General features: G+C 37.8%; 10 protein-coding genes. 3 read left to right on the plus strand and 7 right to left on the minus strand.

The annotated features are described in order from the left end of the window. Nucleotides 1-35 precede the first annotated feature (35 nt). From gldF to surE, 4 genes are all read right to left on the minus strand, one after another. A complete protein-coding gene (gene gldF / locus DDZ16_RS04345; RefSeq protein WP_109263201.1) occupies nucleotides 36-767 on the minus strand; it encodes a gliding motility-associated ABC transporter permease subunit GldF in 732 nt (243 codons plus the stop codon). A gap of 95 nt (nucleotides 768-862) precedes the next feature. Next, nucleotides 863-1,996, minus strand: a complete 1,134-nt coding sequence (lpxB, locus tag DDZ16_RS04350) for a lipid-A-disaccharide synthase (protein WP_109263202.1) — start codon at nucleotides 1,994-1,996, stop codon at nucleotides 863-865. Between the two features lie 96 nt (nucleotides 1,997-2,092). Then, the gene (locus tag DDZ16_RS04355) at nucleotides 2,093-2,389 is read right to left on the minus strand and encodes a hypothetical protein (RefSeq protein WP_109263203.1); all 297 of its coding nucleotides are present in this window, start codon (nucleotides 2,387-2,389) and stop codon (nucleotides 2,093-2,095) included. 264 nt (nucleotides 2,390-2,653) lie between these two features. Further along, the gene (surE, locus tag DDZ16_RS04360) at nucleotides 2,654-3,457 is read right to left on the minus strand and encodes a 5'/3'-nucleotidase SurE (protein WP_109263204.1); all 804 of its coding nucleotides are present in this window, start codon (nucleotides 3,455-3,457) and stop codon (nucleotides 2,654-2,656) included. Nucleotides 3,458-3,870: 413 nt separating this feature from the next. On the opposite strand from surE, the gene pheT reads away from it, so the two are divergent. Next, nucleotides 3,871-6,327: a phenylalanine--tRNA ligase subunit beta gene (gene pheT / locus DDZ16_RS04365; protein ID WP_109263205.1), complete on the plus strand. Its 2,457-nt coding sequence runs from the start codon at nucleotides 3,871-3,873 to the stop codon at nucleotides 6,325-6,327. A 707-nt stretch (nucleotides 6,328-7,034) separates the two neighbouring features. On the opposite strand, the gene DDZ16_RS04370 is transcribed toward pheT, so the two are convergent. Next, on the minus strand, nucleotides 7,035-8,237 hold the full coding sequence (locus DDZ16_RS04370; protein WP_109263206.1) for a C1 family peptidase: 1,203 nt from the start codon (nucleotides 8,235-8,237) through the stop codon (nucleotides 7,035-7,037). A 262-nt stretch (nucleotides 8,238-8,499) separates the two neighbouring features. On the opposite strand from DDZ16_RS04370, the gene DDZ16_RS04375 reads away from it, so the two are divergent. Together DDZ16_RS04375 and DDZ16_RS04380 are read left to right on the plus strand one after the other, a co-directional pair. Next, nucleotides 8,500-9,912 carry a hypothetical protein gene (locus DDZ16_RS04375; protein WP_146192195.1) on the plus strand — a complete coding sequence of 471 codons (1,413 nt, stop codon included), beginning with the start codon at nucleotides 8,500-8,502 and terminating at the stop codon, nucleotides 9,910-9,912. Nucleotides 9,913-9,916: 4 nt separating this feature from the next. Further along, complete coding sequence (locus tag DDZ16_RS04380) at nucleotides 9,917-10,915, plus strand: LPP20 family lipoprotein (protein WP_158275604.1); 999 nt, start codon at nucleotides 9,917-9,919, stop codon at nucleotides 10,913-10,915. A gap of 33 nt (nucleotides 10,916-10,948) precedes the next feature. Here DDZ16_RS04380 and DDZ16_RS04385 read toward each other — a convergent pair whose 3' ends face one another. Beyond that, a complete protein-coding gene (locus tag DDZ16_RS04385) occupies nucleotides 10,949-11,542 on the minus strand; it encodes an acyltransferase (RefSeq protein ID WP_109263209.1) in 594 nt (197 codons plus the stop codon). A gap of 194 nt (nucleotides 11,543-11,736) precedes the next feature. Next, nucleotides 11,737-13,008, minus strand: a complete 1,272-nt coding sequence (locus DDZ16_RS04390; protein WP_109263210.1) for a lipopolysaccharide biosynthesis protein — start codon at nucleotides 13,006-13,008, stop codon at nucleotides 11,737-11,739. Between the last annotated feature and the right edge of the window lie 74 nt (nucleotides 13,009-13,082).

Raw genomic sequence — 13,082 nt, forward strand, 5'->3', positions numbered from 1 at the left:
TCTATTTAGATGAGTTTATTGGTCCAGCAACCCGCTTACCACTTGCGACTACTAAGAACCAATCTGCTAAGCCCAAGAAACACAACCATTAATCCTGCAAAGTAAAAAACATCCCGCAGATCGACAACGCCACGGCTGATTGACTCATAGTGAGAAGCAATTCCCACCTGTACTAAAAAAGAATCGGCATTGGAAAGCAATGGAACAGAGGCCAGAGCTTCAAATCCACTGTAAAAAACAAAAGCCAACAAGGCTGCCAAAACAAAAGCCACAATCTGGTTGTCTGTAATGGCGGAAGTAAATACACCAATGGAAACATAAGCTCCTGCCAGCAAAACCAAACCAATATAGCTGCCCCAAATTGCTCCTGTATCTACACTTCCAACGGGTTGAGCCAATTGCGACACAGAGTAAAAATAGATCAGGGTAGGCAGCAAACTCAGAATTACAAGGGAAAATCCTGCCATGAATTTCCCCATCACAACCTGAAAATCGGTTAAAGGACGAGTCAGTAGCAACTCTATGGTTGCTGTTTTCTTTTCATCGGCAAACAAGCGCATGGTAACAGCCGGAACAAGAAACAGATAAAGCCAGGGTGCCAAATAAAACAAGCCATCCAGATTGGCATACCCCCCGTAAAGAATATTTAGATTTCCGGGAATGAACCAGAGAAAGAGACCATTTAAAACAAGAAATACAGCGATCACTAATGCACCGGTGAGTGAACTAAAAAATGTGATTAATTCCTTTTTCCACAAAGCTATCATAAACTGGATCGTTTGTCCCCTCAAAACGGGATTCAACATTTATCTATTCAGGAAAAACTACATATTAAAACATTCATCGGGTCAATGGATCAATCCTACTCATGCAAACTCTCCCACATCAAATTAGCGGTCTTACGGCTGCTTCCGGGACCACCCATAATTTCACGTAATTCTTCATAATCAGCAAACATATGCTGACGCACCGAACCATCAAACAGGATTTTTTGCAACTCACTTTTAAGGTTTTCAGTATTCATTTCTTTCTGGAACAGTTCTGTCACCACCTCCCTGTTCATAATCAGATTTACCAAAGAAATGAAAGGGACCTGAATAATGACCTCCTTTGCCATAAAATGGGTAAAGCCACCGCCCCACATTTTATAACAAACAACTTGTGGACAATTCAACAAAGCTGCCTCTAAAGTAGCGGTACCTGAAGTCACCATCGCAGCACGAGCCTGCTGCAGAATGGCATAAGTCTCCTCAAATATTACCTTCACATTCCCATTTTCCGGAAGATAGGATTCATAATCTTCTGCTGAAAAAGAAGGTGCTCCGGCAATTAAGAACTGATGATCGGGAAAAGAAACTGTCATGGCCATCATCTCAGGCAAAAGACGGTCAATTTCCTGTGACCGGCTGCCTGCCAAAACTGCTATAATCGGCCGGTCGGGAAGTCTGTGACGCTCCAAAAATGTTTGTCGCAGCTCATCCTTATATTTTCTGGTATCAATGGCATCCAGGAGAGGATTTCCGGAATAAGCTACCGGCACGTTGTATTTGGCAAAGAATTCGGTTTCAAATGGCAAAATGGTAAACATTTTATCCACCCACTTCTGAATGCGTTTTACACGTCCCTGATTCCATGCCCATATTTTGGGTGATATGTAATAAAAAACGCGAAATCCATGATTGTGGGCAAACCTTGCAATACGCAAATTAAAACCGGGATAATCCACTAGAATCACCACATCAGGAAGATATCTGAGAATATCCTCCCGACATTCATCCAGGTTCTTAAATATGGACTTCAGATTAATTAAAACCTCCCAAAGCCCCATATATGCAGTGTCGCGGTAATGACGTACGAGCGTCCCCCCCTGCTCTGCCATTAAATCGCCTCCCCAATAACGGAATTCAGCCTCGCTATCCAGCTTTTTTAATTCGCGCATTAAGTTAGAGGCGTGCAAATCTCCGGAGGCCTCGCCTGCAATAATGTAATACTTCATCAGGTTACAAATTGTTATTTTTTAAAGATTCAGTAATGGAAAAAAGAAAATTTTCTACTTCCAATCACTTCTGGTGTTAATTGTATCAGATGACCCCTATCTAAGAAAATACAAAATAATGGTTACAACCGTATATAATAACGTTGCCATCACGATACCCCTCGCAGCCAGTAGCCTTTCAGTCCAAATAGCCAGGAAAAACACCAATAGATTTGGTAAAACACTAACGCTCACCAACTTTCCAAGGCTTTGCAATTTAAACATTGTGAGTACAAAATTCCAGAAATCCAGATTTCCTTCATACCTTCCCTGAAATAACAAATATCCAAAGGCAATGGGCAGGATTAATCCTATAATCAAGCCTATCAATTGCTTGTTACACCAACAGTTCATAACAATAGATCATTAGTCCCGAATGCATCGGGATAGATATTAGATTTAAGATATAATCGTATGTGATTGATATTTTTTTTTAACGAACAACACCCAGTAACAACAAGCACCTGTACTACAAATTCATCAAAGAAGCTTTACGAACTATTATCATAAATACTAAGATTAATTCATCTCTACTTCTGAATGAGAAAAATTCCTGGTTTTGAACCCTCAAAGTTGTAGAATCTATGAAAAAGAACAATAATAATTAAACTCCACAGTCTATAATATAACCTTGGCAACCATCTCATACGATTGATCTTTCAACTGATCAATGGCTTCATGATTCGTTATGTCTACCCGACACGGAACCACTGAAACAAAGTTATTTTTCAGGACATACTCATCGGTATCTTCGGAATTAGGTTCAAGGTTCTGAAAAAAACCAGTAAGCCAATAATACTTTTGTTTTCTGGGATCTTCTCTTTCAACAAATTCCTCCACCCATCTGCCACGGGCCTGTCGACAAACCTTAATCCCTTTAAGACTATTCCCTTTGGGTATATTGACATTCAAAAATGTATAATCGGGCAACTTGTTTTGAATAACCTGGTTGATAATTTGTCTAACAAAGGGTTTAGCTGCATCAAATCTGGCATCATGCCTGTAATCAAGCAATGAAAAACCAATAGAAAGCACCTCATTAACGGCTCCTTCCCTTGCTCCTCCAAGAGTTCCGCTGTAATGAACACTAGAAGAACTGTTGCTCCCATGATTTATCCCTGACAAAATAAGATCAGGTTTTCGTGGCAGTAATGCATTAAAAGCCAATTTAACACAATCAACGGGCGTTCCGTTGGTTTTATATACAAAAAGGCCATGGTCCTCAGAAACTTTTTTTAAAGTTAGCGGCACTTTTACTGTAATGGCATTTGACATACCAGATTGAGCTGCATCAGGTGCAACCACAACAACATTTCCAAACTCCTTCGCAACTTCCGTCAAAACCGAAATTCCACCTGCATCAACTCCGTCATCATTCGTCACCAATATTAATGGTCGATGGTTTTTTTCAAATTCTATCATATCTGAAATGTAATTTTTTATGCCCCAAAATAAGTACTGCCCTAAATACTCATGAGCATGTCAAAGATATTGAAATAAGAGGAATTCACAATACAATTAAGAGCTTTACAGTGGATTGTTATTAGTGAATTGCTGTAGCCTTTATGAGATTGTGAGTTATTCCATAATTCTGAACTCTAATTACAGGACACGGAACATCAAATCTTACTCCCTGAACCAAAAACCCTGCACTCAGAACCTTTCCAAAAGATATTCTCCCATTTTTTAGTTGTTTGAGACATATTTATTTATTTTTGCTGGTCGTAAATTTTCATTTGACCATGCAAAAAAATTTAATGAAGCATTCCTGAGTCATCAAAAAAATTGAAAATTTACAGCTCAAAGCAAATAACATTGCAAAACACATCATACTCATGAACATCTCATACAATTGGCTAAAAAATTATATCAAAACTGATCTTCCCGTAGAAGAAATCTCCAAAATTTTGACTGATCTGGGATTGGAAGTTGGCTCGGTTGAGACTGTAGATACTGTAAAAGGAGGCCTTCGCGGACTGATAGTAGGTGAAGTGCTCACTTGCGAGAAGCATCCAAACGCAGATAAACTTAGTGTAACTACTGTAGATATTGGCGAGGAAGAACCTCTGCCCATTGTTTGCGGAGCACCTAATGTAGCAGCCGGACAAAAAGTAGTTGTGGCAACAGTTGGCACAACTCTCTATCCAGATGAGGAAGGATTTGAAATCAAAAAAGCCAAAATCCGAGGTGAAGTCTCCAGAGGTATGATTTGTGCTGAAGATGAAATTGGTCTGGGTACCGCTCACGATGGAATAATGGAGTTGGAGCCTGAAACCAAAATCGGCACTCCAGCTTCGGAATATTTCAATATCGAATCTGACATTCTTATAGAAATAGATCTTACCCCCAACAGAATTGACGGAGCCTCACACATTGGGGTTGCCAGAGATCTGGGTGCTTTTCTTAAGCAAAATGATCCCAATATAAAAGTGAAATGGCCATCCGTTGAGGACTTCAAGAGTGATAACAACAACTGGCCGGTAGACGTTAAGGTTGAAACCCCCGAAGCTTGCACAAGATATAGTGGACTTACCATTAGCGGATTGGAAGTAAAAGAGTCGCCCGACTGGTTAAAAAACAAACTTCTGGCAATTGGACAAACGCCCATCAACAATGTGGTAGACATCACCAACTTCATCTTGCACGAAATGGGACAACCATTGCATGCTTTTGATGGCGACAAAATTAAGGGAGACAAGATTTTGGTAAAAACCCTGGATCAAGGTACTCTTTTTACAACTCTGGATGAGAAAGAACGCGAGTTGAATGAAAAAGACCTGATGATTTGCAATGCTGAAGAGGGAATGTGTATCGCCGGAGTTTTTGGAGGCATTGACAGTGGGGTAAAAGAAAGCACCACCAAAATATTTCTGGAAAGTGCATGTTTTAACCCTGTTTTTGTAAGAAAAACTGCCAGAAGACATACACTCAATACCGATGCTTCATTCCGTTTTGAAAGAGGTACCGATCCAAACATTACCATTTATGCTTTAAAAAGAGCTGCTTTGCTCATTAAAGAACTGGCAGGCGGAACCATTTCATCAGAAATCATGGACATCTACCCAGAGCCGGTAAAAGATTTTGAAGTAGAGCTTTCCCTAAAGCATGTTGAACGATTAATTGGCAAAAGTATTACCCCCGATCGCATCAAAACCATTCTGGAAGCACTGGACATTAAAATATTATCAGAAACATCCGGAAATGTATGGCAATTGGCAGTTCCCCCATACAGAGTAGACGTTCAGCGTGAAGCCGATGTCATCGAAGAGATACTGAGAGTTTACGGTTACAACAATGTTGAAGCACCAGGTAAATTGAATTCAACCATTGTTTATGCCGAAAAACCTGACATTGGTGATCTACGCAATAAAATTGCAGGACAACTTATTGGCGCCGGCTTTGATGAAATCATGAGCAACTCATTGACGAAAGCCGCTTACTATGAAGGCTCAGAGAGTTTTCCTGAAGCAGAAGTTGTGAAGTTAGCCAATCCGCTGAGTACAGATCTTAACGGAATGCGTCAGACTTTACTATTTGGTGCACTTGAGGCAGTACGTCACAATAGAAACAGACAAAATTCTGACATTCGTCTTTTTGAATTTGGAAATTGCTACAAACTCAATCCCAATAAACCGGCAGGAGAAGTATCAGGATACAAAGAAGACGAAAAACTTGCTTTAATTGCAACCGGCAACAAAACATCAGGCGATTGGAATAATCCGGATTCAAAAGTTTCTTTCTTCGATGTAAAAGCATGGGCCTTTAACATTCTTGAGCGACTGGGTATAAACCCTGCCAACTGCAAAGAAATACCAAATGAAAACGATCTGATTTCGGAAGGATTAACTTTTGCAACCAATAATGGAGCAGAGCTGTTTTACATGGGAATGATTCACCCAAAACTATTGAAAGACTTTGACATTGATGAACCGGTTTACTTTGCCGAGATCAACTGGAAAACACTTGTTAAGCAATCTGCCCAAAAAGAGGTTACTTTTGAAGAGCTTTCCAAGTTCCCTGAAGTAAAACGTGACCTTGCATTGCTAATCAACAAGGATGTAATGTTCAAACAAATCAAAGACCTTGCGTTTAAGTCTGAAAAGAAAATTCTTAAGGAAGTATCGCTCTTCGACGTGTTTGAAGGTGAAAAGCTGGGTGCCGGTAAAAAGTCGTACGCTGTAACCTTCACACTTCAGGACACAGCAAAGACACTTAAAGATAAGCAGATTGAAAAGACGATGAATAACCTGACAAGAGTTTTTGAAAAGGAGCTGGGGGCAAAACTCAGATAAGTGATATCTCAAATAATTTAAAACCAAAAAGCCGGTTCCGAAGATTTCGAAACCGGCTTTTTTTATCCGTAAAGAGATATGTTAGCTTTATCCCTGACAGGTTTCTGAAGCCTGTCAGGGACTATTTCTAGCATTATCTTACTCCAATTATGAAAAAGATGTCTTCCCCCTGTGCTACTCCGGGTTCTCTGTTGTATTCAATAAAACCGACAGGGCAGGTATTTATTACAAAAATCGTTGAGGACAGGTATCAGAAAAGAGATGGTGGATTTTAAGAGCTCATAGTAAAGAGATGGGCATTTATATTAAACGGGGGAATTAACAAAGTTATAAACCCATAGGCAGACTCAAATTTTAACATTGGTGGGGCTATTATAAAAACAGAAACGGGTGTTACCTCGTTTGGTAACTCCCGTTTCTAACCTTAACCCTAACCCAAAATTATGAAAATCTATATACTTAAACAGTTAATCATCTAAAAGGTTTAAAGAAAGAGATAAAAATTTTCACTTTTTTTTCTTAAGCATTGATTAAGAGAAACTTTTATCTCTTTCTTTTCAATTTACCTAACCTAAACCCTTACTTATGAAGAAAACTTCATCCTTTATAACGAGCGTGGGCTGTTAGAAGTTTCAAAAAAAGAGGTAAACTTTTACCTCTTTTTTTGAAATTAACTTTTCTTGGCAGTAATTCAGATTTAAGCACACTTACTTAATGTTCATCTTATCACTCAAGTCCCTGGAAACAACCTCCTTATTAATCATTACAGAAATAGTTTTGTACTTCACAAAATTTTCAGAAGCATAAAGATATCCATCATATTTATTATCGGTATTCCATGAATTTTTGACTTTGTAATAGATGGTACCATCCTGATCTTTCACCATCCCAACTATATGCATTCCATGATCATCGGTGGTTTTGTAATTATCAAAACCTTTTTGACGTAATTCCTGGGTAATATCTTTTTCTTTTACCGGCTTGTTAAAGGAATACAATTGTTGCTGGCGTTCAGCCTCACTCATCTTTTCCCAACGCGATCGTTCGGTATCATCCATTTCTTCAATATCTTCTTCAGGAGCAATGGCAACTCCGTTACGGTGTGAAAACCCTTTTTCACTTACATCGGTAGCCCACCCAACAGTATATCCTTCTTTCAGAGAGTTGTTGATAATTTCCATCATCTCCTCAAGTTTTACATTGTAAACCTCCCCCCAAAGCCAATTATCAGGAACTTCCATGATAAAAGTTTCATAGAACGGGTGATGGGTAAATGAAGAAACCTGAATATAATCATCGGCATTCAAACCAATCACTTCATCGGCAAATTCATGAGGAGAATACTCCTTTCCTTCATATTCAAATTTTTTAGGTTCATCACCAAGGTAAGCATTCAGAATGCCCTCAAAGCCATCATGCCAGGCGGTACTAACTTTCCGGTTTTTATTTTCAATCACCGCGTCTACGTAGCTTTTCAAAACATTGTCAATTTCCCCATGTACATGTTTCTCTTCACCATAGTTAAGACCTTCATAAGCTTCTTCGGGAACTGCACCATAGTTTTTCAAAACATACAAAACGTCATGGAAAGCTCCGCCTGCTCCGAAATTTAAATTACCATGTAACCTGACATATTTTTCAGCTTTATCAGAATAGCAATGACGAACAATGAACATTTCAGAAAAATTCACCGGGTCTTTTCCTAAGCGCATCATTTCGGACTCCAAAAATGAAACTCCGGAGAAACTCCAGCAAGTTCCGGACCTATGCTGATCTTTTACCGATGTGGTTGCTAAATCAACAATGGTTTCGAACTTATATCCTTCCTTCTCCTCTTTATTTTCATCCTGAGCAAAAACAGAAAGACCAATTGAAAAAATTAATACAAACAATAGAGATATTCTTCTCATGAGATTAAATTTGTGTGTTAATAAATACGTTTTTGTTTTCTCTTTGATTACAATACTTCATTAAACTTTTTCAAAAAATTTAAAAATCGGTTGTTTGAAATCAAAGAAAATTTCCGGTTTTCACCGAAAGAAGCACAAAATTCCAAAATAAAAATATGATTTTTTTCAATCTCTAAAAAAGAGGCCCCGAATTAAACCTATGCGCATTTTTTGCGTAAGGGTTTAAATCCGCATTGTATATGATTAATTCATAATAGAATCCATGACAAAAAGTAATTTCATCACAAGACTCCCTCTCCTGTTAATCATTGCCATATTCATAGGTTGCGTACTATCAGGTTGCGCATCCAAACGCTACATGAATAAGGCTCTGGAACTGGAGAAAGCAGGCCTGATTACTGAAGCCGCAGATCTTTATCTCCGATCACTTCAGGCCAACGATGATAATATCGACTCCAAACTGGGACTTAAAAGAACAGGTCAGGTGGTATTAGACCAAAAAAGCGATGAATTCATGGCTTTTTACCGCAACAAACAATACAAAGAAGCGGTTTACGCATTTCTGGATGTTGAAAAATACCATGGACAAGTTAAAAGTTTTGGTATAAACCTGGATATCTCAGAGAATGTGTACAGCTATTATCAGGAAGTAAAAGACACCTACTTGAACGAACAGTACGGTAAGGCAATCAATGCATTAAACACAGATAATTTTGAAAATGCACTCAGCCTTTTTGATGAAATCCTCAAAATTGCCCCAAATTACCGGGATGCAACAAAGCACAGGACTACTGCACGGTATGAACCTGTCTACCGGGAGGGGTTAAATTTCCTGAAAACAGAAAAAAATCGCAAAGCTTACTATGCTTTTGATGAAATCCTCAAAAACAACGGAGAATACAAAGAAGCCTCTACATTTCAGAGCGAAGCCCGCGAAAAAGCTCTGATAAGAATTGGGATTATTCCTTTTTCATCCTATCGACTATCCCAAAAGAATATAGCAGATGAAATCCGCACCTATATCACGTCTCAAATAAGCAGACTTAATTCACCTTTTTACGAAGTGGTTAAATCCACGACAATGAATAATTCAGACCTGAATTACAATTTGCTTCGTAAATTGCTATTAAATAAATATGAAAGTGCCCCCAGGATACCTTCCAATATTGATGCTGTTCTTTCGGGAAAGATCAAGGATTACTCATCAGCCACAACTCCACTAAAAAAGACACGGCGAAAAGCCTGGCTAAAAGAATCCAAAACCCTAAAAAAAGAGGATGGAACAGAAGAAAAAGTAACAGAATACAGAAAGGTTTATTATTACGAGTACACCAGAAAAAGTAACTTCAATTTGAGCCTTAGTTATACTTTAACCCATGCACAAAACAAATCAGTAATGGTTTCAGATGTTGTTGATAAGAAGCTTGAAGATCAGGTTAAATATGCTGAGTTTGATGGTGATCATCGTAAACTTGTGCCAGGAATCTGGTATTCACTCACAAAAAAGAGCCAGCTCGACAAGGTTTACGACACCCCCCAAGCTGTCAAAGAGCTTCACGCTACTTTTGAGAGCAGAAAAGAACTGAATGATTCAGGTACACTCAAAAAACAAGCATTAGCAGAATTATCCGATGAGATTTCACAAAAAATCATCAACTACAATCCTGAGATTTAAAAATATGAACAAAGTCATTCTAGTCACAGGCATTGTATCATTCCTGTTTTCAGGAATCTGGGGTTGCAAGGCCAAAAAAGAGGCAGTCAAAGATTACTCCCAGCCTCCTTCATGGGTTTCTGAAAGACCTGTTAACCAGGGCTATTACTATGGCATTGGATCAGCTCCTAAAAGAGGTTCTGCACAAATTTACCGCCAAAGAGCTGCTGAAAAAGCTTTGTCTGACATTGCAGCTCAAATAGCCACTCATGTAAAGAGCAAAGCCTCAATGTACCGTGTGGAGGATAAATATGGAATACGGGAAATATATGAAAGCCAGATTAAAACTCAAAGTGAAGATTTCCTGGAAGGCCAGGAAGTGATTGATGAATATCAGAATGAGGATTACTATTATGTCCTTTACCGCTTATCTGCACAAACCTATGAGCAAAAAAGAAATGCAAGGAAACAAGGAGCTTTTGATGCTGCTGAGCAATTTTATTTGTCAGGAATCAAAAAAGCAGAAGAAGGCGAATATCAACTTTCAGTCCATTATCTCTTAAAAGCCATTGAAATAATTTACCCTTTCAGAGGAGAAGAAACCTTAGTTACAAACAACCAAGATACCCTTGATTTATTTGCCGGGCCCTTGGAGAAAATAAAATCCATAGCCCACCAATTAGAAATATCTGCATCAGCCGCTCAGGTAAAAGTTTCAGGAGACTATTTTGATGGAGCTGAAATAACTTATATGGTTCACGATAATTTGAAGAGAGCAGTTTCTGAAGCTCCCATTCTTTTCTCTGTTGATGGCGGCTATTTAATTAGCAACCGAGCTAAAACTGATTCGTCCGGAAAATGCACGGCTCCATCCATTCAAATTTCAGATAAAAGAAATCACACTCAGCTATCTGCATCGATTGACCTCTCTCAATGGGTAAATCAAGGGACTGAAATAATGGAGATCCGGAATCTTATTAAACAATGGACTGAATCATCATGTGAAGTAAAACTGGTGAATTAGTTATGCCTTCGTCCGTCGACCAGATATATTAATTCAAGTCAGCTGCTCTTTATAGATATCCCATTCATAATCTTTGGTTTTTGGAATTATCTTAATACTATCATCGCCTCTAACCACAGTAGATTTTGATGGAATTTCGCCGGATACAACACAGCCTGCGCCTACAGTCACCTCATCCCCAATTTTTGCCCCGGGAAGAATAACGCAATTGGCCCCAATCCAAACATTACTTCCAATAGTAACGCCTTTTGTTTTAGAAGTTTTTCTTTGATCATATTTATAGTGATTGGTAGTTACGATTGTGGTATTGGGAGCAATTTCAACATTATCCCCCATTTTTAGTCCTCCATGGGCATTAATATAAACTCCTGGACTATCGCCAGGATCACACATCACCCCTTTTTCTATAAGCCGCCAACCTCTTAATTTACTCCTAAAGTCAACCGGCCATGGAACCATGCGGTTAAACCCCATTACTTTTTGCATAAAAGCAAAGTCATATAAAACTCGGTAGTGTTTCTCATATCCTCTTCTTGGTCGCTTGTATTGAGGATAAATTACCTTTACTATAAATCGAAAAAAGTTTTGATCCAGCCAATCAATAATATGTGATGTTTCCTTTTTCATGCATGCAAATATAGTCTAAGTTATGAATTCCCGATCCTTCAGGGAAATTCAAGATCAATTTTCCAATTTCTTCGGGACGAACTTTATAAAAGTTACCATTTCGAAATTCTTGTTCGTTTCATCGAACCCAATTGCAGTTTTTATTAAGCCAAAATATTTATTTCAAAAAACAAATTAAACTATCATCCTTGTATTCAAAAAGAACTCAAACCAGACTCATAAGACCTAATTTGCTCAACAAATTCTTTAAAATATAGTATATAGTGAATAATTCCGGAAACAACGAAGATAGCCAGCAGAAAAAAAAGGTCTATATCAAACAATAAATATGGAAGAATAAAAAGTAAAACAATTCGAACAAAAAAGCTTATAAGATAAAAACCAAAAACTCGTTTTTGAAAATGCAGAACTGTATATAAAATAGTAACAGGCATCAAGATATTTTGAACAATAATCAGAGGGAGAATTATCCTGCTTATTATTCCTGCATCTCGCCATTCCTCTCCAAAAAAACTATCGAAAAACAAAGGTGCCAACAAAAAACTAACTACACCAAATGGAATAGCAATAATAGAAACTTTAAAAATAGTAGAAAAGAAGTATTTTGAAATGTGTTGTAATGTGTTGTAATATTCAACGGTTTGTATTCCAAAAACCGTTGCAATACTATTTCCCAAAACACTTACAGGTGTAGAGAAAATGCGCTGAGCCATACCGTAAAATGCCACAACACTATCACCATAAAACGCAGAAAGAAGAACTGTTGGCAAATGACTATTCAACTCAGAAACAACGGATAAGGACGAATTAAAAACCAAAATATCCTTGTATTTGAGAATAAAAAAATTCAATTTTCTTTTTGAAAACCTGATTACTCTCCAGGTTACCCTTGAAATATTAATCTGGTAAACAACTGCAGACAATTGCCCAAATAGAAAAGCAATTACAATTGAAAAAACGGAGGGAGCAAAGACACCAAACAATAAGGTTAGAACCAGGGTAATAAAAGACTTAATTAGTTTTGCATATCCAATGCAAATATATCTTTTTTGAAAATTCAAAAAATTCTCAAAAGAAATAAATAAACTCATAAGAAAAACAAAAACAGGAAGAAGATATCCGGCACCAATTTTCTCACCAATGTCCAATATCGAAAACAAGGATAAAAAATAAAGTAATCCTCCAAAAAGAAAGGAAGTTACTCCTCCTAGAACTATTGAAATACCTAAATTAAATTCTGCCAGATTTTTGGAATCACTTATAAGGATGGCATTAAAACTTCTAAAAGACACCAAAGGCCCAATTAAGAGCCCCAACGCTGAAAAAACAAAAAATTGCCCGATTGTTTGTGTAGAGTAAAAAAACGGAAGAATAAATAAAATCAGAAAATTAATCCCCTGTGCAAAAAATGATGCCGAAAACAAAGGAAATGAAGCCTGTAATATATTGTCACTTTTTCTTTTCACAAATCAATTAATTTTCCGCAAAAACCATTTTTGCACCAAATTCAATATCAAAAAAACTATTAATAATACATTTT

The organism is Marinilabilia rubra, assembly GCF_003121985.1.
GTDB lineage: Bacteria > Bacteroidota > Bacteroidia > Bacteroidales > Marinilabiliaceae > Marinilabilia > Marinilabilia rubra.